Below are 21,067 nucleotides of genomic sequence, written 5' to 3'. Positions count from 1 at the left end.
AGTGTAGCAGCCATAAAACTTGTTGGAAAACGACCGTATGCTCTTGCGGGGGCGTCTGCATCTGTTAACAATGGTGGGATAAACCTTGAAGGAGGGAATCATGCTCAGGCTTTTGCTGTTGTTGTCGCTTTTAATTCCGGGAGTGTCCTTTGCGGCTGTGCTGGAAGGATATGCGGGAGCCCGATTGCAGGATGAACAGAGTCGGCCCGGCGTAAATTATCGCCTGGTCCTGTCTGAACTTAAACGCAGCCAGGCCACGACCTTTGGCGAGCATGAACTGCGAGTGAAAGGCGATCTGACACGACGGGTGTGGGCATTGCCTGAACACATTCCTCTGGAGGACGTGACGCAGTTTTTTTCTGAACAGTTAAGCGGCGCAGAAACGCTGTATGCCTGTGACGGACTCGACTGTGGTAGCAGCCATTTCTGGGCCAACGAGATTTTTTCCAACAGTCGTCTGGTCGGGCGTGATCCACAACAGCAGTACCGGGTGTTTAAACAGCCGGATGCGCAGGGAGGTACCCGGGTATTTGTGCTGTACGTGGTGCAGCGTGCCACCCGACAGGTGCTGGTGAATCTGGACGAACTCACGACCCGCGATGCGGTATCGGTAGAGCGCGATCTGGCGGAACAGATTAACCAGGCTCTGACGGCCAGTCATGGTTGGCTGCCAGGTTTCAGCGTGAGCCGTGGGCAGTTGAATAAGACGGCCAGTGAACCTCTTATTCGCGTGCTGCAGGAACTGACTCCCAGCCTGAAGCGACGTCTGTATCTGGTGGTACATTGCTACGAAGCCAGTCATATGGCTGACAATATTGCCTGTTCTGAACAACTCGCCGAGCAATTACGGCAGGCAACAGCTGCTGGCGAACAACAACTGAATATCAGTGGGCACGGAGCATTGACGGCTGCTCCACATGATGGTCTGCAGCCTGCACTGCGTTTTATCTTCTGGCCGGGACGTTAATTATGACCAAAACAGTGGCTCTGGCATTGGGCAGTGGTGGTGCGCGCGGTTATGCCCATATCGGTGTGATTGATGCCCTGGAAGCGCGGGGCTATGACATCGTTTCAATTTCCGGTTGCTCGATGGGAGCAATCGTTGGCGGCTTCTACTGTGCGGGCATCCTTGAAGAGTATCGTCAGTGGGTTTCCGGATTGCGTTATCTGGATGTGCTTAAAATGGTGGATGTCAGTCTCTTGTCGTCGGGGGTAATCAAGGGTGACAAACTCTACAACCGGATAGCTGAGATGCTGAATGGCCAGCGTATTGAAGACCTGCGTATTCCGTTTACGGCGGTGGCGACGGATATTACCAATCACAAAGAAGTGTGGTTTCAACGCGGCTCCCTGCAGGAAGCTGTGAGGGCGTCGGCGGCTATTCCCAGCTTGTTTACACCGGTAAACCACAATGGTCGCTTGCTGGTTGATGGCGCAGTGCTCAATCCGTTGCCGATTACGCCCTGTGTATCCGCTCATGCCGACTGCATTATTGCGGTCGACCTGAATGCCGATGTTCCGATGCCCGAGGAAGTACAGGACCCGGCAGACCAGCAAGAGCAAAGTGAGGAGCGCAACGCCTGGTTTAATAACGTACTGGATCGCGCCAGTCAGTGGCTTGAAAACAAAACCGCAGCACGTGATCAGGCGGATGAGAACCTCGGTAAACTGGAGATGCTCAACGAAGTGTTTGACGTGATGTCGGCTTCGCTTACACGCTACAAGATAGCCGGATATCCACCGGACCTGCTGATCAATATGCCGGCTAACAGCTGCGGTATGTACGAGTTTTACCGGGCGGAGCAGGTAATTGCCATGGGACGGATAATTGCGGATAAGGCACTGGATGCCTTTGAAGCGGGAGAGACCAGCATCTACGGGGTGTCTAAAGGGTAAAATGGATGCCCCGTGGCGTCGAATTGGGTAAACTATCGCCCCTTTGTAATCAGCCTCTTAAGGTCCACATGACAGATCTATCCGCTCAGGCAACCGAAGCCGCCGAACAGCTCCGCACCATCGGAGACCTGATTCGCTGGTCTGTCAGCCGCATGAATGAAACCGGCGTCTATCTGGGTCATGGTACCGATAATCCCTGGGATGAAGCCCTGCAGCTGGTGACCCATGCCCTGAACCTGCCGTGGAACATCGCCCCGGAATGGCATAGCGCCAGTCTGACCCGCAGTGAACGTGAGGCCGTGATAGAGCTGGTGATGACCCGTATTACCGAGCGTGTACCAGCTCCGTATCTTACTGGTGTTGGCTGGTTCTGCGGTTTGCCGTTTGTGGTAGACGAACGAGTGTTGATTCCTCGGTCGCCGATTGGCCAGATGATTGAGCAGAAATTTGCCCCATGGTGGCAAGGCAAACGTGAGCAGAACCTCCCTGCGCCAGAACGTATTCTCGATCTGTGCACGGGCAGTGGTTGTATCGGAATCGCCTGCGCTGAGCAGTTCCCGCAAGCTGAGGTTGAACTGCTCGACCTGTCATTTGAAGCACTGGAAGTCGCTGATGAGAATATTCAGCGTCATATGCTGCAGGATCGGGTGGTCGCGTTACAGTCCGATCTGTTTGCGTCGGCCAGTGGTCGATACGATCTCATTGTGTCTAACCCGCCCTACGTTGATGCCGATGACATGAGCTGTCTGCCGGATGAATACCATCATGAGCCGGAGATGGCGCTGGCGGCGGGTGATGATGGACTGGATCTGGTTCGTATCATGCTGGCGGAAGCCCGCAACTATCTGACTGACGATGGTCTGCTGGTGGTTGAGGTAGGTAACTCCTGGCCAGCCCTGGCTGAGGCCTATCCGCAGCTGCCGTTTGTGTGGCCGGAATTTAAGCGCGGTGGGCATGGTGTTTTTGTCCTGCAGGCGCGCGACCTTGATGCTTTGGCATTAAACTGATTTTTATGCGGGGCGATGCCCGGCTGAACGACGGATAACGAGTGAAGTTATGTCTGGAAATACTTTTGGTAAGAGTTTTACGGTTACCACCTTTGGTGAGAGTCATGGCCTGGCACTGGGCGCTATTGTTGATGGTTGCCCGCCGGGGATCGAGCTGACGGAAGAAGATCTGCAGCTGGATCTGGACCGCCGCAAGCCAGGTACCTCAAAATTCACCACTCAGCGTCGTGAGCCGGACCAGGTAAAAATCCTGTCAGGCGTTTTTGAAGGTAAAACAACGGGTACGCCGATTGGTTTGCTGATTGAAAATACCGACCAGCGTTCCAAAGACTATTCCAACATTGCCAAAACCTTCCGTCCTGCACATGCGGACTACGCCTACACCCAGAAATACGGCATCCGTGATTACCGTGGTGGCGGCCGTTCTTCCGCTCGTGAGACCGCGATGCGTGTAGCTGCCGGAGCGATTGCCAAGAAAGTACTGGCAGCGAAAGGTATTGAAGTGCGTGGTTATCTGTCACAGCTGGGGCCGATTGCTATTGATATGGCAAACTTCGATTGGAATGAAGTGGGTAATAACCCTTTCTTCTGCCCGGATGCCAGCAAGGTTGAAGCGATGGAAGACTACATGAATGCACTGCGTAAAGAGTGCAACTCCGTCGGTGCCAAAATCTCAGTTGTGGCCAGTGGTCTGATGCCGGGACTGGGAGAGCCTATCTTTGACCGCCTGGATGCCGAGCTGGCCCACGCGCTGATGAGCATCAATGCCGTGAAAGGTGTTGAAATCGGTGATGGCTTTGAGAGCGTTGTGCAAAAAGGTACTGAGCATCGCGATGAGATGACGCCGGAAGGTTTCCTGAGCAACCACGCTGGTGGCATTGTTGGTGGTATTTCCACCGGACAGGACATCATTGCTCATATGGCACTTAAGCCAACTTCCAGTATTACCATTCCTGGTCGCTCAATCGATGCCGATGGCAATCCTATTGAGGTGGTAACCAAAGGGCGTCATGACCCTTGTGTCGGGATACGCGCCACGCCGATCGCAGAAGCTATGATGGCTATCGTATTGTGTGATCATCTGCTGAGGCATCGTGGACAGAATGCTGACGTTGAGTGTTCAACGCCGGTGATTGCACCGCAGGCCTGAAGCTAAAGGAAATGCCACCCAGCGGGTGGCATTTTTGTATGAACCAGCCGCTGGAGAACAGAACATTGAATCCGGCTGTTCCCTACAAGCGTTTATCGCTTTTTTACCTGCTCTATTTCTCCCTGCTCGGCTGTATTGCGCCGTTCTGGGGGCTGTATCTGCAACATAAGTCGTTCTCTGCCGAGGACATAGGCCTGCTGATGGCCAGCTTTGGTCTGGTACGTATTCTGGCCCCTAATCTGTGGGCAGCGATGGGTCATCGCTTTACTTCTCCCTTGCATATGGTTCGCCTTGCAGGCGTGCTGACTCTTGGATGTTTTTCTTTAATATTTGTTGCTGATTCAATTGTCAGTATGGCTGTGGTGATGGTCAGCTACGGTTTTTTCTGGGCGGCCATGTTGCCACAATACGAAGCCATCACCATGCAGGCGTTAAAAAACCGTATTGAGGAATATAGTCGTATTCGTTTGTGGGGCTCGCTTGGTTTCATCCTTATTGTGCTCGTGGCAGGCGCACTTCTGGATGTTGTTTCCATTTCATATTTGCCCTGGTTAATGCTGTTGCTGATGTTGTGTATTGTTATTAACAGCTGGGCAATCCGCAGTGGCAGTTTTCGTTTTCGTGAGCAGCCATCTGACAGCAATTCTTTTTTAAGGCGGGTTGTCAGAAAGCCAGTGATGGCTTTTTTAATCATGAGTATTCTTTTGCAAATCAGTCATGGACCTTTCTACACATTTTTCAGTATTTTTCTGGAAGAAAATCAGTACAGTGGTACAGAAATAGGGCTGCTCTGGTCTGCAGGTGTTGCTGCAGAAGTTATTTTGTTCTGGCAGTTTAAGCGAGTACTCAACTGGTTCAGCTGGGCCGACTGGTGTCTGGTGAGCTTTGCTTTAACAGTAGTTCGCTGGACGCTGGTAGCCCTGTATCCGCAGAGTTCGGTGCTGATGTTTGTGGCGCAGTCTATGCATGCGCTGAGCTTTGGCGCTATGCACATTATTGCCATGCAGTACGTACAGTACTTCTTTCCCGGGCGTTTACATGGGCAGGGACAGGCGTTGTACTCCAGTATTGGCTTTGGCCTGGGAACGGCAATCGGTGCATACTGCAGTGGCCTGCTGTGGAACACGGTAGGGCACGCCAATGTTTTTTTGCTGGCAGCTGTGGCAGCGTTAGCAGGATTTGGGGTTGTCTGGTTTGGTTTGAGGCCGGAAATTCCTGAGCGATAATTGGCAATAATGTTTATAAGCTAAGTTCTCACTTTTACAGGGAAGCCGTTCCATGAAAATTAATGTGACGTTTGATATGACACCGGAAGAGTTCCGTAAGGTAATGGGACTGCCGGACGTGCAGGAATTTCAGCAGGAGTTCTTTAATACCGTGCTGGAAAAAATGCGAGCGGGTGAGGAAGGCTACGATCCGATGACACTGTACAAGCCGATGTTTAACGAAAGCATGAATGCCATGGGGCAATTTCAGAAAATGATGTTTTCGATGATGTCGGGCAATGGTAATAACGGTAGCTGATAGGTCAGATCATGCCACCATTGGCGTGATTGTACGTCCGTCGCAAAAAGCTTCATGCTTAAGATTGATAAAACGCAGGAATTTATGTCAAACATGGCGTAGTGTCATTTAAGTGTAAGACTCTTTGCACTACTATGAGCAGGCCTTAACTGCTATTAGACTTTTGAAGGAGCAAGACTATGCAAGAAAGTATTCTGAACGCATTCACAGAGCAGGCTAAAACCATGTATGCGCCTATGGCCAAGTTCAACTCTCTGTTTGTTGAAAACATGGAAAAGATGACTGAGTTCCAACTGAACGCGATCAAGTCGTATTCAGAAATGGGTCTCGAGCAAATGAAGAAAGCTGCGGACATTAAAGACGCAGACTCCATGCGCTCCTTCACCGCTACTCAGGCGGAGTCAGCTTCAGCTCTGAACAAAAAGATCATGGAAGATGCTAAGGCACTGTCTGACATGGCTATGGATTTCAAAACTCAGGTTGAGACTATCATGGAAGAAGCCCGCTCTACTGCAGCAGCGACCGCTACTACCGCGAAGCCAGCAACCAAAGCTAAGTCAGCGGCCTGAGTGCAACTGACTATTGAGGCCACCTAAGGGTGGCCTTTTTTAATCCTACGTTTCTCTTGCAGGTGAGTTATGAGTATGCCAACGGAAAGCATAGAAACTGCGGTGCGTGATTTTTATGACGCAGCCGGCCATTTGACAGAACACTACGGCCAGGCCATGGCCAAATTCATCGAACAGCCAACCTCCGCTGAAGACCCTTCTGCGTCGGTCATGAGCGACTTTATGGGCGCTATGACAGAGTTTGGTAAAGCTCTGATGCAGCATCCGGATAAGCTGGTTGCCAAGCAGATGGAGCTGATGAAAAAGCAGCAGGAGCTGTTTCAGCACACTGCATTGCGTTTCCTGGGTCAGGAAGCAGAGCCGGTGGCGACGCCTGATCGCAGTGATAAACGCTTTAAGGACGAGCAGTGGAGCGAGAACCCGCTGTTTGACTACATCAAGCAGCTGTATCTGCTGCAATCAAACTCGATGATGGATGTTATTCACGACACGGATGATATGAGTGATAACGCCCGCAAGAAGGTCGAGTATCTGGTTCGTCAGTACGTAAATGCACTGGCACCGACGAATTTTGCCTCTCTGAACCCGGAAGTGATCCGTAAAACACTGGAAAGTGGTGGTGCTAATCTGCTGAAAGGGCAGGCGCAGCTGATGAAGGATCTCGAAGAAAGTGTTCAGGGTGCACTGAACATCGCCATGACGGATACCAGTGCCTTTCAGGTGGGCCGCAATGTTGCGGTAACGCCGGGAGCTGTGGTTTATCAGAACGATCTGATTCAGCTGATTCAGTACACGCCAACCACAGCCAAGACCTATAAGCGTCCTCTGCTGGTGGTTCCGCCGTTTATCAATAAGTACTACATCCTGGATCTGCGCGAGAGTAACTCTTTCCTCAAGTGGCTGACAGATCAGGGGCACACTGTATTCTGTATCTCCTGGGTAAATGCTGGCCCGTCACTACGTGATAAAGGCTTCGATAATTTCGTCGAAGAAGGTGTTGTTGCAGCACTGGATGCCATTGAGCAGGCTACAGGTGAGAAAGAAGTGAATGCCATTGGCTATTGTGTTGGCGGTACGCTGCTGGCCACAACCATGGCATACCTGAATAAGAAGAAGCAGGGTGATCGTATCGCCAGCGCGACCTTTATGGCGACTTTGCTGGACTTCTCCATGCCGGGTGAAATAGGCGTTTTCATTAACGAAACGGCCATTTCGGCACTGGAAAAACAGATGAACCTGCTTGGCTACTACGATGGTCGCCAGATGTCATTCAGCTTTAACACCCTGCGCGAAAATGATCTGTTCTGGTCGTTCTTCATTAACAACTACCTGAAGGGTGAGCGCCCTGCAGCATTTGACCTGCTGTACTGGAATACTGACAGCACCAACCTGCCAGCGCGTATGCATTCTTACTATCTGCGCAATATGTACCTTGAGAACAAGCTGGTTGAGAAAGACGGCATTGAGATTGATGGCACTGCCATTGATCTGGCGGCAGTTAAGAGCCCTTGCTACTTTATCTCAACAGCTCAGGATCATATCGCTCTGTGGGAAGCGACCTATAAGGGCGCGAAAGTACTGGGTGGCGGTAAAAATACCCGCTTCGTGCTGGGTGGTTCTGGTCATATCGCCGGTATTGTTAATCCGCCAGTGGCCAATAAATACGGCTACTGGACCAATGACAAGCTGGCAGCAAGCCCGGACGAGTGGTTTAAGGCAACTGAGAACCATGACGGTTCCTGGTGGCTCGACTGGCAGTCCTGGGTTCTGCAAAAAGGTGGTATGGATGAGGTGGAAGCCCGTCAGCCTGGTTCAGGCAAGTTACCTGTGATAGAAGAGGCCCCGGGTCGCTTCGTTAAGCAGCGCATTATTGACGTACTGAATAAGTAAGTTCAAAGTGACCTGCATCGGCAAAAACGGCGCAATTGCGCCGTTTTTGTTTTCAGGTAATTCCGTTATGATTCTGCCAGCAATCAGTTGTAAGGAAATTGCGTGTCATCATTCGATCAGGAATCCATCGTCTACGGCGTTATCCGGCATTGCCCGGCTGCCGATGAGTTTACTGCCCGCCTGCAACGACGCAGCAACTGGAGTGCGGTTCAGGCATTGCCGACCGGTATCGACGACGAGTGGTCACTGCTGTGCCGCGAAATGTTCTCTATGCCAGGTGATGATCAGTTCAGTGGCACCTTTCAGACCCAGTTGATTCACTTTGCTGCATCTTATCGTGCTGTTGAGTATGAATGGGAACACTGGCTGGCGCAGTTTGAGGCGCTGCTGAAAGGCATGTACTGGGTATCGGCGACGGTTCATCTGGAAACCGAATTATCGGGCAAGCATACCTTTAACTGGAATGCTGATCAGGGCCATATGCCTTCTGATGCTGAACTGCGTATGAATTGCGAATGGGAGCGCGAAGCCGGCTTCGCGATCTGATATGGATACTCCGTTCGATGATGCGCCAGAGCAGGGTGTTCTGGCCATTCCCTATGAGCGTCTGAGCGCGGAAGCGCTGGATGCGATCCTCGAAGAGTTTGTTACCCGTGAAGGTACAGACTACGGTGATTACGACTATTCTCTCGACGATAAGAAGGCTCATGTTCAGCAGCAGCTTCGTCGCGGGGATGCCATTCTTTTATTTGACCCTGTCTCCCAGAGCTGCCACATTGAACTTAAGCAGGTTCTTAATGTTCATGGTTGGTCGGGTGACGAAGATGGACGATATTAAACAGCAGCAGGTTAAACGCCAGATACGACGGGCGCTGACGGACATCGAAGAGATGAAGCAGCAGCTTGCCGGTGTTCGTCAGTGCTGCCAGGAACTGGCTCAGACCATGCGCCAGATTCGCGAAGAGTCGGAAAAAGCCCGCGAGAATGCCCGCCGCCGTCAGCAGATGAAACGCGTTATCTGATCTCTGGTCAATCTTGCGCAATCTTTCTGCGCACCATATCCCTCAGTAAAAATCTCCCCGGCCACAGGGCTTCAGCGATGTCCTGAGACAACGGCAGCGCATCGCCAGTGATGCGTGCGGCAAGCAGCTCGGCACACAATGGGGCGGAAGCCAGTCCGCGAGAGCCAAGGCCAATATTCAGCCACAGCCCGGGCAGGTTTGGTGCTGCCAGCGCTGGAATGCGTTTGGCGTTGCGCACCATGGGGCTGAACGCTTGCAGGAAGGCCTGAGTGTCCGGTACTTCACCAACCATCGGCAGATAGTCCGGAGTGGTGCAGCGGAAGCCAACACGACCACCTCTAACGGCCGTTAGTCCAATGTCCTGCGCCAGAGCATGCCACTGCGGGCCGAAATCCTGCAGGTGGTCAATATTGTTCTGATGATCACTGTCACGCAGGCCGGTCTCATCATCTTTCAGATTATAGGTCGCACCCAGACACAGCTTGCCGTTACGGGCGGGGGCCATATAGCTGCGGCCACAAAGCACGGTATTCAGCTCTGGCGTCTGCTGCGGGTCCAGATAACTGAGCTGGCCACGGATCTGTTTAACCGGCAGATAAGCGTCTGGTAACAGTTGGGCCGCATCGTGGGCGGTGGCGATGACCAGTGCAGGCGTATTCAGGCTGGAACCGTCAGAACACTGTAGCGACCATTGTGCATTCTCGTTGCGGCTGATGGCTGCGACTTCCTGTTGCTGAATGCTGATAGCGGGGTGGCTAAGTAGTTGCTGGCAGGTTTCTGCCGGGCTGGCCCAACCGGCGGCCGGGAAGAACACACCGCCACTGTTCTGCGGGCTGCCGGCGATCTCTGATGCCTGTTGCTGATCCACTAGTCTGACCAGAGCTTCTGGCAGGCTGCGGCTGTTGGCGAATTTCTGCTGACGCTGGGCTTCCTTGTCATCGTATGCGAGCTGCAGGACACCACATTGCTGCCAGTAGGGAGAGGAGCCATCGCCGGCTCCCAGATAATGTTTCATGTAGGGCAGGGCAAACAGATAAGCGGCAAGATAGAAGTCGGTATGAATGGCCTGATCGGATGCTGCCAGTTTCACGTACAGACCGCCCTGGGGATTACCCGAGCCACCCTGGGCGATACCGTTACGATCAATAACCGTGACCTGATAGCCGCGCTCTGCCAGAGCACGGGCAGTGGTGGCGCCGGCTATACCCGCACCAATAACACAGATTTGCTTGTGCTGCTGTGCTGGCGGATTCAGCAGCCAGGGCTTGTTCAGATTATGGGGTGGTAGTTCCGGGCCGCAGCGCTGATTGAAACTGCCGGCCAGCATTTCGCGTTTACGCCCGTAGCCCGGAACGCGGCTGACGCTGAAGCCGGCGCCGAGTAAACCACGTCTGACCAGACCGGCAGCGGTAAAGGTGGCAATGCTGGCGCAGTGTTCGCCACGGTACTGTTGCGGTGCTTGCTGACTGAGGCGGCGCATATTGCGGAACAGCGCTTCGCTCCACATATCCGGGTTCTTGGCGGGGGCAAAACCATCCAGATACCAGGCATGTACCGGGCCAGACAACTGCGGCATGGCCTCGTGCACGTCGGCAAATACCAGAGTCAGGGAAATCCGTTCCTGCGGCCAGCTGAGGTGATGAAAGCCTGCGACGGGCAGCGGGTACTGTTCGGCCAGCTGTTCGGCCAGGTCTTCCAGTTCAGGCCAGAGCTTCAATGCTTTGATCAGTTGTTCCCGCGTCATCGGGTACTTTTCGATGCTGGTAAAGTGCAGCCAGCGATTCGGGTCCGCCGTGTTCTGCTGCTGCCGCCAGCTTTGCCAGGTCATGAGAAAGTTCAGGCCCGTGCCGAAGCCGGTTTCAATGATGGTAAATGGCCCTTGCCATTGCTGCCAGCGCTCGGGTAGTCCGTTGTTGTGTAAGAACACATAGCGGCTTTCTTCCAGTCCGTTATCGACAGAAAAATAAGGGTCGTCAAACTGACTGGAGACCGGCTGGCCATCGTCACGCCAGGTAAGTTCCGGTGCGGATGGTGAGTGATTACTGACAGACACTGGTGTTATCCGGATAAAGCAGGTTAATGGGCAGAGCACTTATGGTGACGCAGACAAGTCCTTATCTGCTCACGTATGATGCGCGCATGATAACCGAAATTTTCCCTGTTATGGCCCCGGTTCTCGCCTGTGCGGCCATTGGCTACTTCTGGGCTCGTCAGGGCTACCAGTTTGATCCCGAGTTTGTCTCTCGTCTGGTGCTCAACGTTGCAGCGCCCTGTCTTATGTTATCGGTGCTAGGAAGTGTGCAAATTGATCTGATCACCTTTCGTGAAACGGCACTGGCCTGTGTGTTGGTGGCCATTCTGATGGCCGTGATTGGAATAATTGTGCCGCGAGTGCTCGGACACGATGTGCGCGCCTATCTGCCCTCGTTCGTATTCCCCAACGTTGGCAATATGGGGTTGCCTGTCTGTTTACTGGCGTTTGGTGAGGAGGGACTGGCACTGGCGCTGGCGTTCTTTATGATGCTGTCGGTTGCTCACTTTCCGGCTGGCATTCTGCTCGCTGGTGGCCGTCAGGCGGGTGGTATCAGTGGCTTGCTGAAAATGCCGATTCTGTACGCCATTGTGCTGGCATTGTTGCTGTTATGGCAGGATTGGCGCTTACCGGCTGCGTTGCAGAATTCACTGCAGTTAATCGGTGGAATGACCATTCCACTGATGCTGATTACGCTTGGGGTATCGCTGCAGCGCTTGCAGGTACGGCAGTTTAAAACTGCGTTGCTTTACAGCGTGTTAAGAATAGGTGGTGGCTTCGGAGCCGGATTGCTGGTGGTGTGGATGCTCGATCTGCAAGGTGTCGCACGCGGGGTCGTGCTGATTCAGGCATCAATGCCGGTTGCGGTGTTTAATTACTTGTTTGCCGAGCGCTTCGGGCGTGAACCCGAAGCGGTTGCTGGCATGGTCGTGACATCGACACTGTTGTCGTTTGTCACCGTGCCATTACTTCTCGGCTGGTTGCTCTGAAGGCTCGTCGTTGATGACTTCAACGGTCTGAATAACGATCGGGGTGATCGGCACGTCGCGTGGGCCGGTTTTTGTGGCAGCAATAGCATCCACAACGTCCATACCGGACGTTACTTTACCGAACACCGCGTAGCCGAAGTCACGTTGGCCATGATCGAGAAATTTATTGTCGACGACGTTGATAAAAAACTGGCTGGTGGCACTGTCTACGGAACGGGTTCTTGCCATAGCGATGGTGCCTCGTTCATTTTTCAGGCCGTTTTCGGCTTCGTTTTTAATCGGTGGCAGCGTTGCTTTCTGACGCATATCTTCGCTGAAACCACCGCCCTGAATCATAAAGTTTTTAATCACCCGATGATAAATCGTACCGTTGTAATGACCGCTTTCAACGTAGGTGATGAAGTTTTCCACCGACAGCGGTGCTTTTTCACGGTCCAGAGCCAGCTCAATAACGCCCTCTGATGTCGTCATTTTAATTCCGACCAGATCTTCTGCCAGGGCCTGGCCTGTAACCAGCAGAGCAGTGCTCAGTGTTGCTGTGGTCAGTAGCTTGTTAATCAGTGTCATGTACCCTCCATGGGTGTGTGCGAAACAAATAAAAAAAGGTGAGTTATAACTCACCTTTTCTGTCGATCAGGACCAGCCTGAGCTGCGCTTAGGTCGGATATTTGGCAGGATCAGGCCAGCCAGAATACCGATAATGACCAGAGCACCACCATACAGGATGTAAGTTTGCTGGCGGTTATCAGAAAGCTGGGTATTTTCGGCGGTCAGAGCTTCCACCTGAATTTCCAGTTCCTGATTACGCTGGGTCAGCTTTTTCACTTTTTCGTCCAGCGCCAGAGCGTTGGATGAAATGGTTTTAATTCGCTCCAGTTCTTTTTCAAGATCTGTGTTCTCGCGACCTAGTCCGGAGCGCTCGCTCTTCAGCTTTTCCACTTCACTTTTGTATTCGTCTTTCTGAGCCTTGGTGGTGTCCAGCTCTGCTTTTACTTTATCCAGTTCACGGTTGGCCAGAATCAGTTTCTCTTTGGCCACGGGTTCCATTTCCAGAAAACGGGTAAGCACCCAGCCTTCAAGATCTTTATCGGTTTTGACTCTGGTGTAGCCGCTGTCTTCATCTTCCTCGAGGAATATCAGATGCTCTCCACTTGGCAGTGCCTTCAGAATACGAAATTCCTGACTGGGACCAGAACGCAGCTGCAGCCACAGGGTATCGGTAACGTAACGTTTTTCTACGGCGCTGGCACCAACGGCCATCAGCAGCAGGGAAAAGGCCAGTACAATTTTTTTCACAGTCTTGTCCTTATCTTTTTGTTTTAAGGCAGTACTTTGCGGAAAGGCTTAACAGTCACCTGCTGATAAACGCCAGCGGCGACATAGGGATCGGCGTCGGCCCAGGTCTGAGCTGCTTCCAGTGAGCTGAACTCTGCGACCACCAGACTACCGGTGAAACCTGCGCTACCCGGATCTTCGGAGTCAATGGCCGGATGAGGACCTGCAATCAGCAAGCGGCCCTCTTCTTTGAGCGACTGCAGTCGTTCAATATGAGCCGGACGGGCGCCAAGTCGTTTTTCCAGGCTGTCAGGCACATCCTGACTGATAATGGCGTACCACATGCTTACTGCTCCTCATGATTCATGTAGCGATACAAAAACAGTGACTGACCAATGATGAAAAGAACGGTCAGCCCCAGTAAACCAAACAGTTTGAAGTCTACCCAGATTTCTTCCGAAAACTGATAGGCAACGTACAGATTTGCGAGGCCGCTCACGACAAAAAAGGCCACCCACGCATAGTTCAGGCGTGTCCAGACAATTTCGGGTAACTGAATCGCCTGATCCATCATGCGCTGCAGCAGGGATTTACTGGTAAACCACTGGCTTCCCAGAAATGCTGCGGCAAACAACCAGTTCACCACGGTTGGCTTCCACATGATGAAGGTTTTGTCCTGCAGAATGACGGTGGCGCCGCCCAGCACGATAAGCAGGCCAAGGGTAATCAGGTGCATCTTTTCAATCTTACCTGTGCTGATACGCAGGTATGCGACCTGAATGACGGTTGCCGGTATCAGTACGATGGTTGCCAGTATCAATGGCATTTCGCGGAACAATGCTGCGCTGTCGGCAGACAGGTAAGGTTCCAGCAGTAGGATCAGTTCCGGCGCCCACTTGTAGACGAGGAAAAAAATGACAATCGGGAGGAAATCGAGAATTAACTTCATTCGCTAACTGGCTTCAGTCTCATTACAATGGTGGGAGATTATGTCTTATGCAGGGGTAAGCGTCCACGTGCTATCCGAGATCGACCTTCATTGTCACAGTACAGCCTCCGACGGCAAGTTGCCTGCAGCCGAGCTGGTGCAGCGGGCGGCCGAACGCGGCATACGTACTCTGGCAATCACTGACCACGATACCGCCGAAGGGTTCCGTCAGGGGCAGGCTAAGGCCGGTGAACTGGGGGTTACGCTGATCCCGGGCATCGAGCTGTCCTGTGTCTGGGGCGGTATCACCATTCATATTGTTGGTCTGAATTTCGATCCGCAAAGTGACGCCATGCGTGCTGCAGAACAGGCGCAGAGTGATGCCAGAGCATCACGCTCAGAAATCATTGCCGAACGCCTCAGCAAGCGTCTGAAAACAGACATTAACCTGGCCGATGTGCAGGCGCTGGCCGGTGGCGATCAGGTTGGACGACCGCATTTTGCCCAGTATTTGCTTGATCGTGGTCTGGTGCCCTCGATGAATACCGCATTCGGTAAGTATCTTGGTGCTGGTAAACCGGGCGATGTAAAAGCCAGTTGGCCCGAAATGGCACAAGCTGTGCGCTGGATTGCTGACGCTGGCGGTATACCGGTGATGGCGCATGCTCACCTTTATAAGATGACCCGTACTAAACTGAAGGCTTGTATCAGCGATTTTATTGACGCCGGCGGTCGCGCCATTGAAGTTGCCTATGGTCAGATGGACAGTAACCAGCGTGGTCAGATGAGTGCGCTGGCACGTGAGTTCGAATTGATGGGTTCCTGTGGCAGTGATTTCCACGGCCCCAACCGTTATGGTCTTGATTTGGGTGTGATGCCGCCGTTTCCGGCTGACGTTACCCCGGTTTGGCACAGCTGGCAGAAACCTGCCTGATAGTGTGCCCTTAGGAGTTCTCTGTGAGCCAGTTTTTCCAGATTCACCCTGATAATCCCCAGCAGCGCCTGATCAAACAGGCTGCTGAAATTCTGCGTAACGGTGGTCTGGGAGTCATTCCTACCGACTGTGCTTACGCTCTGGTCTGCCGCTTAGGCGACAAGAAGGCGACCGAACGCGTTCAGCGTATGCGTCAGCTCGGGCCGAAACACAACTTCACGTTGCTGTGCCGCGATCTGTCTGAGTTGTCGACCTTTGCGAAAGTCGACAACACCAAGTATCGCCTGCTGAAAGCCCATACTCCGGGTGCTTTTACTTTTATTCTGGAAGCTACGCGCGAAGTCCCGCGTCTGCTGATGAACCCGAAGAAGCGCACCATTGGTATTCGTGTTCCTGAAAATAGTATCTCGATGGCTTTGCTCGAAGAAATGGGTGAGCCACTGATGAGCAGCTCACTGATTCTGCCGGGCGAAGACTTCCCGTTGTCGGATCCATATGAAATCCGTGAGCGCCTGGAGCATGAGCTGGACTTGGTGATCGATGGCGGCCATTGCGGCTTTGAGGCAACCACCGTGATTGATATGACGGATGAAGTGCCGGATGTGCAGCGCCAGGGTGTCGGAGATGCTTCTGCCTTTGTCTGACGAGTGCTGCCATTGCGACCACTGAAAGACTGAAACCCGGCGTTAAAACCGGTATCATGCGCGGCTTACTGTATAACTGTCTGAGTATTAGAGTCGTATGAGCAAGCAGCGCGTTTTAACCGGTATCACCACCACCGGCACACCGCACCTGGGTAACTACGTAGGTGCGATTCGCCCGGCAATCGAAGCCAGCCGTGATACCAGCAACGAGACTTTCTATTTTCTTGCCGATTTGCATGCCCTGATTAAGTGTCAGGATCCTGCTGCTGTGCATCAGTCCGGTATGGAAATCGCTGCAACCTGGCTTGCTCTGGGGCTGGATACCGATAACTCCGTGTTCTACCGCCAGTCAGATATTCGTGAAATTACCGAACTGACCTGGATTCTGAACTGCGTTTGCGCCAAGGGCCTGATGAACCGCGCCCACGCTTATAAAGCTGCGGTAGATGCCAACGTGGCAGAAGGTGAAGATGCCGATAAAGCAGTGACCATGGGGCTGTTCAGTTACCCGGTACTGATGGCAGCGGATATTCTGATGTTTAATGCCAATGTGGTTCCGGTTGGTAAAGACCAGATTCAGCACGTTGAAATGGCACGTGATATTGCCGGCCGCTTCAATCATATTTATTGCAAGAAAGAGCCATTGCTGACGCTTCCGGATTATCAGGTAGACGACAATGTTGCCGTTCTGCAAGGTCTGGATGGCCGCAAGATGAGTAAGAGCTACGGCAATACCATCCCGCTGTTCCTACCGGAAAAACAGCTGAAAAAGCACATCAACAAAATTAAAACCAACCTGCTGGAGCCGGGTGAGCCGAAAGATCCGGATACCTCAACGGTGTTTCAGGTATGGCAGGCATTTGCGACAGCAGAGCAGACGGCTGAAATGCGTCAGGCATTTGCTGAAGGTATCGGCTGGGGTGATGCCAAGAAGAAACTGTTTGAGTTGGTCAATGCAGAGCTAGCCGAAGCGCGTGAACGTTACAACGACCTGCTGAATCGTCCGGCGGATATTGAGGCGGAACTGCAGAAAGGCGCCGAAAAAGCGCGTGCCATCAGCAAACCGCTGATTGAGCAAATCCGCGAAGCCGTTGGTATTTACGGTCTGGCCTGAGAGCAGAGACAAGCACAGTGAGTCAGGTTGAACCGCACAGGCGGGTTGTTTCCGGCATGCGCCCGACGGGCGCATTGCATCTGGGGCACTATCACGGCGTACTGAAAAACTGGGTACGCCTGCAGCACGAGTACGAGTGTTTTTTCTTTGTTGCCGACTGGCATGCGCTGACTACTGATTACGAATCTACCTCGGGTATTCGTGCTTCGTCGCAGCGCATGCTGGTGGACTGGCTGGCGGCGGGAGTGAATCCGGGATCTGCGACTTTGTTTGTACAGAGTCAGGTTCCGGAAATCGCGGAATTGCATCTGTTGCTGTCGATGATCACGCCGAATGCCTGGCTGGAACGTGTTCCCGCCTACAAAGATATGCAGGAGCGTTTGCAGGAACGCAGCGCCAGTACCTATGGACTGCTGGGCTATCCGTTACTGCAGAGCGCTGACATTCTGGCGTATCGGGCCGGCCTGGTTCCGGTGGGTGCAGATCAGGAACCACACGTTGAAATCGCGCGCGAAATCGCCCGTCGCTTCAATTTTCTTTATGGTCGGGACGAAGGCTTTGAGCAGCAGGCAGAAGCGGCTATTCGTAAGCTGGGTAAAAAGAATGCAGCGCTCTATAAACTGCTGCATTCGGCGCATCGCACACATGGCGATGAAGGAGCGTTGGAAACTGCTCGTGCACTGGTACGTGAGCAGGCACAGCTGACGCTGGCGGATAAAGAACGCCTGCTGGGGTATCTGGAGGGGTTAGGTAAAAGTATTCTCGCCGAACCTCGGTCCCTGCTGACAGAGACGGCCAGAATGCCGGGGCTGGATGGGCAGAAAATGTCAAAGTCCGGCAGCAATCTCATTCCGTTGCGGGCAGAGCCGGAAGACGTTGAAAAACGTGTCCGCACCATGCACACCGATCCGGCCCGGATACGACTGACGGATCCGGGCGAGCCTGAGCGCTGCCCGGTGTGGCAGTTGCATCAGTTGTATTCGGATGAATCTGTGCGTGATACGGTTCAGCTTCAGTGCCGAAGTGCAGGCTGGGGATGTCTTGAGTGTAAGCAGCCGGTGATTGATGCCATCATTGCTGAACAGGCTCCGATCAGAGAGCGAGCTGAGCAGTTTGAGAACAATCCGGATTTATTGAAACGATTGCTGTCTGAAGGTACTGAAAAGGCACGCGATGAGGTGCGCAGTACGTTGCAGGATGTGCGAGAAGTCATGGGACTGACGGGTATCTGAAGCAATGAGTGAACAGGATTCAGCACAACAGGCAGAGAATGCGCCGACAGAATACGATGTACCTGTTCGGGGACGCGGGCTGAGCGGCCAGCAGGAGATGCCTTTTGCGCTGGTGCAGGGGCAGCCGATGACGCAGCTGCCGCTGGATCTGTATATTCCACCCGATGCGCTGGAAGTGATTCTCGAGCAGTTTGAAGGGCCACTGGACCTGCTGCTGTATCTGATCCGCAAGCAAAACCTCGACATCCTTGAGGTGAACGTGTCGGAGATCGTCGAGCAGTATCTGGAATACATTGATCTGATGCAGGCGCTGCAGCTTGAACTGGCAGGCGAGTATCTGGTCATGGCGGCAATGTTGGCTGAAATCAAAAGTCGGGTGCTGTTACCGCGTAATCGCGAGGATGGTGCTGAGGACGATGAAGAAGATCCGAGAGCTGAACTGATCCGGCGTTTGCAGGAATACGAGCGCTTTAAGACTGCAGCGGAAAACCTCGACGAATTGCCGAGACTGGAGCGGGATACCTGGCTTGCCGATGTCGATGCCCCTGATCGCATTCAGGAAAAGGTGCATCCAGAAGTGGATATGAAGGAGTTGATGCTCGCCTTCGCTGCAGTGTTAAGGCGTGCTGAGCGCTTTGAGCATCATGAAATTCAGCGTGAGCAGCTGTCGACTCGTGAGCGTATGAGCGATGTGCTTGAGTGTCTGAAAGGAGGCAATTTTGTTGCATTCCGTTCTCTGTTTGACGATGCAGAAGGTAAACTCGGTGTTGTGGTAACCTTCCTCGCCATTCTGGAGCTGGTTAAAGAAGCGACGATTGATATTGTTCAGCAGGAAATTTTTGGCCCGATTCATGTCCGGATGCGGACTTCGAAGCCGGTCGATGGCCCGTCTTATCATGAGTTCAGTGGGGATGCGCAATAATGCCAGCGCTTAAGAACATTATTGAAGCGGTATTAATGGCGGCAGGCGGGCCTGTGTCGCTGGAGCGTATACAGAGCTTGTTTGAAGAGCATCAGATTCCTAAACCACAGGAGATTCGTCAGGCCGTTACCGAACTGAAGAATGACTTGCTGGGGCGTGGTATTGAGCTGATTGAAGTGGCCTCCGGATTTCGTCTGCAGGTGCGCACAGAGGTAGCCCCCTGGGTGGCGCGACTGTGGGATGAGCGTCCGCAGCGATACTCGCGCGCGTTGCTGGAAACGCTGGCTTTGATCGCCTATCGCCAGCCGATTACCCGCGGGGACATTGAGGATGTGCGCGGGGTTGTTGTCAGCTCCAGTATTATGAAAACGCTGCTGGAACGAGAGTGGGTAAGGGTTGTCGGGTATCGTGATGTTCCCGGGAGACCAGCTATGTATGCCACCACCAGAGAGTTTCTCGATTACTTCGGATTACAGAGTCTGGAAGACCTGCCAAGCTTAATGGAAATCAAAGAGCTTGATGACGCCAATCGCAAGCTTGAGCTTGGTGACGAGGCTGAGGCACGTAAAGAAACGCCGCGAGAGTACGACTTCAGCTCGGAAGATGACATTGCGCAGCGTGGTGCTGATGTACTGGCCTCGACAGAGGATGATCTGGCCGCCGCCGCCGAGCTGGTTGCCAGGGTGGAGCTGAATGTCTTCACTCGCGATGATGAGGATGAAGCAGGCTCGCAAGCAGAGGAGAGCGATGCTGAGCCGAGTGAATTCAGTGCGCTGGTGGCGAAACTCGCCGCCAGGGAACCGCAGGATAATGACGAATCCGCAGCTGCGGACGTTGATGCAGAAAATACTACTATGGAGATCCGTCGGGATGCGCCGGGTCTGTTTAATGATAACTCTGATGAAGGTGTGCCAGATGGCGCCGGCTCAGAGACGGGCAAAGAAGACTAATCAGAGATGAATGAACGTATTCAGAAATTACTGGCGCTGGCCGGTGCAGGCTCTCGCCGTGAAGTGGAACGCTGGATCACTGAAGGCCGGGTAACGGTAAATGGTGAAAAGGCACAGTTGGGCGGCCGTGCTGGTCGTCACGATGACGTACGCGTCGATGGTCGTCGTATTAACCTTGAAGATGCCGGGCGTACCCGTCGTGTGCTGGCGTATAACAAACCGGTTGGTGAAGTGTGTACTCGTAATGATACGGATGGTCGCCCAACCGTGTTTGATCATCTGCCAAAAACCAAGGGTGAGCGCTGGGTAAATATTGGCCGTCTTGATATCAATACCAGCGGTCTGCTGCTGTTTACTACCGATGGTGAGCTGGCCAATAAACTGATGCATCCGTCGACCGGCGTGGACCGTGAATATGCGGTGCGTGTTCGTGGTGACGTTGATGAAGCCATGATCGAGCGCCTGAAAGAGGGTGTTCTGCTGGAAGATGGCATGGCGCGCTTCACCGATGTTAAATTCTTCGATGGTGAAGGTCAGAATAAGTGGTTCCACGTGGTGCTCATGGAAGGTAAAAACCGAGAGGTCCGCCGTCTGTGGGAAAGCCAGGGGGTTGAGGTCAGCCGTCTGAAACGCGTACGTTACGGCTGTATCTTCCTGCCATCCAATGTGCCTGTTGGTACCTGGGTGGAACTGGGACAGCGAGAGCTGAATGACCTGGCGGATATGGTTGGTCTGGAGCGTAAGCGGGCCAAGCGTATGATTGGTCGTGAAAAGGAACAGTTTCAGCGTGCAGCCAAGCGTCAGAAAGTTCGTCAGCAAGCCAACAGTCGTAAGCGTGTTCCCAAGGTTCGCCAGAAGAAGCAGTCTGAACTGTAAATTGTCAGACATAAAAAAGCCGGTATTCACCCACTGCTGTCCCACAGTTTTAAAGATATCTGTTTTCTATAAACGACTTTTAAATCTGCAATGCCTACTGCCTACCAGGGGAA

24 protein-coding genes are annotated in these 21,067 nt (G+C 53.0%); 19 read left to right on the top strand and 5 right to left on the bottom strand.

The window, feature by feature from the left end; genetic code table 11:
• Positions 1-100 precede the first annotated feature (100 nt).
• The 11 genes from I9W95_RS06745 (at position 101) to I9W95_RS06695 (ending at position 9,058) form a co-directional block, all read left to right on the top strand.
• A complete protein-coding gene (locus tag I9W95_RS06745; protein ID WP_225673167.1) occupies positions 101-967 on the top strand; it encodes a DUF4892 domain-containing protein in 867 nt (288 codons plus the stop codon).
• A gap of 2 nt (positions 968-969) precedes the next feature.
• The gene (locus I9W95_RS06740; RefSeq protein ID WP_225673164.1) at positions 970-1,896 is read left to right on the top strand and encodes a patatin-like phospholipase family protein; all 927 of its coding nucleotides are present in this window, start codon (positions 970-972) and stop codon (positions 1,894-1,896) included.
• Positions 1,897-1,964: 68 nt separating this feature from the next.
• Complete coding sequence (gene prmB / locus I9W95_RS06735; protein ID WP_225673162.1) at positions 1,965-2,903, top strand: 50S ribosomal protein L3 N(5)-glutamine methyltransferase; 939 nt, start codon at positions 1,965-1,967, stop codon at positions 2,901-2,903.
• A 49-nt stretch (positions 2,904-2,952) separates the two neighbouring features.
• Positions 2,953-4,053, top strand: coding sequence for a chorismate synthase (aroC, locus tag I9W95_RS06730; RefSeq protein WP_225673160.1), 1,101 nt, complete (start codon positions 2,953-2,955; stop codon positions 4,051-4,053).
• Between the two features lie 38 nt (positions 4,054-4,091).
• Positions 4,092-5,279, top strand: coding sequence for an MFS transporter (locus tag I9W95_RS06725; protein ID WP_225673158.1), 1,188 nt, complete (start codon positions 4,092-4,094; stop codon positions 5,277-5,279).
• Between the two features lie 52 nt (positions 5,280-5,331).
• The gene (locus I9W95_RS06720) at positions 5,332-5,577 is read left to right on the top strand and encodes a hypothetical protein (RefSeq protein WP_225673156.1); all 246 of its coding nucleotides are present in this window, start codon (positions 5,332-5,334) and stop codon (positions 5,575-5,577) included.
• A 179-nt stretch (positions 5,578-5,756) separates the two neighbouring features.
• Complete coding sequence (locus tag I9W95_RS06715) at positions 5,757-6,146, top strand: phasin family protein (protein WP_225673154.1); 390 nt, start codon at positions 5,757-5,759, stop codon at positions 6,144-6,146.
• Between the two features lie 69 nt (positions 6,147-6,215).
• Positions 6,216-8,036 carry a PHA/PHB synthase family protein gene (locus tag I9W95_RS06710; protein ID WP_225673152.1) on the top strand — a complete coding sequence of 607 codons (1,821 nt, stop codon included), beginning with the start codon at positions 6,216-6,218 and terminating at the stop codon, positions 8,034-8,036.
• A 102-nt stretch (positions 8,037-8,138) separates the two neighbouring features.
• On the top strand, positions 8,139-8,582 hold the full coding sequence (locus tag I9W95_RS06705; RefSeq protein ID WP_225673149.1) for a hypothetical protein: 444 nt from the start codon (positions 8,139-8,141) through the stop codon (positions 8,580-8,582).
• Position 8,583: 1 nt separating this feature from the next.
• Entirely contained in the window at positions 8,584-8,874 is a 291-nt protein-coding gene (locus I9W95_RS06700; protein WP_225673147.1) for a YheU family protein, read from the top strand.
• Positions 8,861-9,058 (top strand): hypothetical protein, encoded by a 198-nt coding sequence (locus I9W95_RS06695; RefSeq protein WP_225673145.1) that lies wholly within the window; start codon positions 8,861-8,863, stop codon positions 9,056-9,058. The genes I9W95_RS06700 and I9W95_RS06695 overlap by 14 nt, the downstream gene beginning before the upstream one ends.
• A 7-nt stretch (positions 9,059-9,065) precedes the next feature.
• On the opposite strand, the gene mnmC is transcribed toward I9W95_RS06695, so the two are convergent.
• Positions 9,066-11,111 (bottom strand): bifunctional tRNA (5-methylaminomethyl-2-thiouridine)(34)-methyltransferase MnmD/FAD-dependent 5-carboxymethylaminomethyl-2-thiouridine(34) oxidoreductase MnmC, encoded by a 2,046-nt coding sequence (gene mnmC / locus I9W95_RS06690; protein WP_225673143.1) that lies wholly within the window; start codon positions 11,109-11,111, stop codon positions 9,066-9,068.
• An 86-nt stretch (positions 11,112-11,197) separates the two neighbouring features.
• Here mnmC and I9W95_RS06685 point away from each other — a divergent pair, with 86 nt between their 5' ends.
• Complete coding sequence (locus I9W95_RS06685) at positions 11,198-12,079, top strand: AEC family transporter (RefSeq protein WP_225673141.1); 882 nt, start codon at positions 11,198-11,200, stop codon at positions 12,077-12,079.
• Here I9W95_RS06685 and I9W95_RS06680 read toward each other — a convergent pair.
• From I9W95_RS06680 to I9W95_RS06665, 4 genes are all read right to left on the bottom strand, one after another.
• Positions 12,056-12,646 (bottom strand): peptidylprolyl isomerase, encoded by a 591-nt coding sequence (locus tag I9W95_RS06680; RefSeq protein WP_263866124.1) that lies wholly within the window; start codon positions 12,644-12,646, stop codon positions 12,056-12,058. The two genes, I9W95_RS06685 and I9W95_RS06680, sit on opposite strands and share 24 nt — an antisense overlap.
• 66 nt (positions 12,647-12,712) lie before the next feature.
• A complete protein-coding gene (locus I9W95_RS06675) occupies positions 12,713-13,375 on the bottom strand; it encodes a TIGR04211 family SH3 domain-containing protein (protein WP_225673139.1) in 663 nt (220 codons plus the stop codon).
• Between the two features lie 23 nt (positions 13,376-13,398).
• On the bottom strand, positions 13,399-13,698 hold the full coding sequence (locus I9W95_RS06670) for a YciI family protein (protein ID WP_225673136.1): 300 nt from the start codon (positions 13,696-13,698) through the stop codon (positions 13,399-13,401).
• 2 nt (positions 13,699-13,700) lie between these two features.
• Complete coding sequence (locus I9W95_RS06665) at positions 13,701-14,303, bottom strand: septation protein A (protein ID WP_225673134.1); 603 nt, start codon at positions 14,301-14,303, stop codon at positions 13,701-13,703.
• A 67-nt stretch (positions 14,304-14,370) separates the two neighbouring features.
• Between I9W95_RS06665 and I9W95_RS06660 the strand changes: the two genes are divergently transcribed.
• The 7 genes from I9W95_RS06660 (at position 14,371) to rluB (ending at position 20,954) form a co-directional block, all read left to right on the top strand.
• Complete coding sequence (locus tag I9W95_RS06660; RefSeq protein WP_225673132.1) at positions 14,371-15,216, top strand: PHP domain-containing protein; 846 nt, start codon at positions 14,371-14,373, stop codon at positions 15,214-15,216.
• Between the two features lie 23 nt (positions 15,217-15,239).
• On the top strand, positions 15,240-15,860 hold the full coding sequence (locus I9W95_RS06655) for an L-threonylcarbamoyladenylate synthase (RefSeq protein ID WP_225673129.1): 621 nt from the start codon (positions 15,240-15,242) through the stop codon (positions 15,858-15,860).
• A gap of 97 nt (positions 15,861-15,957) precedes the next feature.
• Positions 15,958-16,974 (top strand): tryptophan--tRNA ligase, encoded by a 1,017-nt coding sequence (trpS, locus tag I9W95_RS06650; RefSeq protein ID WP_225673127.1) that lies wholly within the window; start codon positions 15,958-15,960, stop codon positions 16,972-16,974.
• 17 nt (positions 16,975-16,991) lie between these two features.
• On the top strand, positions 16,992-18,206 hold the full coding sequence (locus tag I9W95_RS06645) for a tryptophan--tRNA ligase (protein ID WP_225673124.1): 1,215 nt from the start codon (positions 16,992-16,994) through the stop codon (positions 18,204-18,206).
• A 4-nt stretch (positions 18,207-18,210) separates the two neighbouring features.
• Positions 18,211-19,128: a segregation and condensation protein A gene (locus I9W95_RS06640; protein ID WP_404818747.1), complete on the top strand. Its 918-nt coding sequence runs from the start codon at positions 18,211-18,213 to the stop codon at positions 19,126-19,128.
• Entirely contained in the window at positions 19,128-20,078 is a 951-nt protein-coding gene (gene scpB / locus I9W95_RS06635; RefSeq protein WP_225673122.1) for an SMC-Scp complex subunit ScpB, read from the top strand. Before I9W95_RS06640 ends, scpB begins: the two co-directional genes overlap by 1 nt.
• 6 nt (positions 20,079-20,084) lie before the next feature.
• Complete coding sequence (gene rluB, locus I9W95_RS06630) at positions 20,085-20,954, top strand: 23S rRNA pseudouridine(2605) synthase RluB (protein WP_225673120.1); 870 nt, start codon at positions 20,085-20,087, stop codon at positions 20,952-20,954.
• The last annotated feature ends 113 nt before the right edge of the window (positions 20,955-21,067 follow it).

It is taken from the genome of Thalassolituus marinus, assembly GCF_020320395.1.
In the GTDB taxonomy this organism is placed as follows: Bacteria; Pseudomonadota; Gammaproteobacteria; order Pseudomonadales; family Oceanobacteraceae; genus Venatoribacter; species Venatoribacter marinus.
Note: the sequence above shows the minus strand (reverse complement) of the source record. Positions and strands in the feature narration are given on the sequence as shown.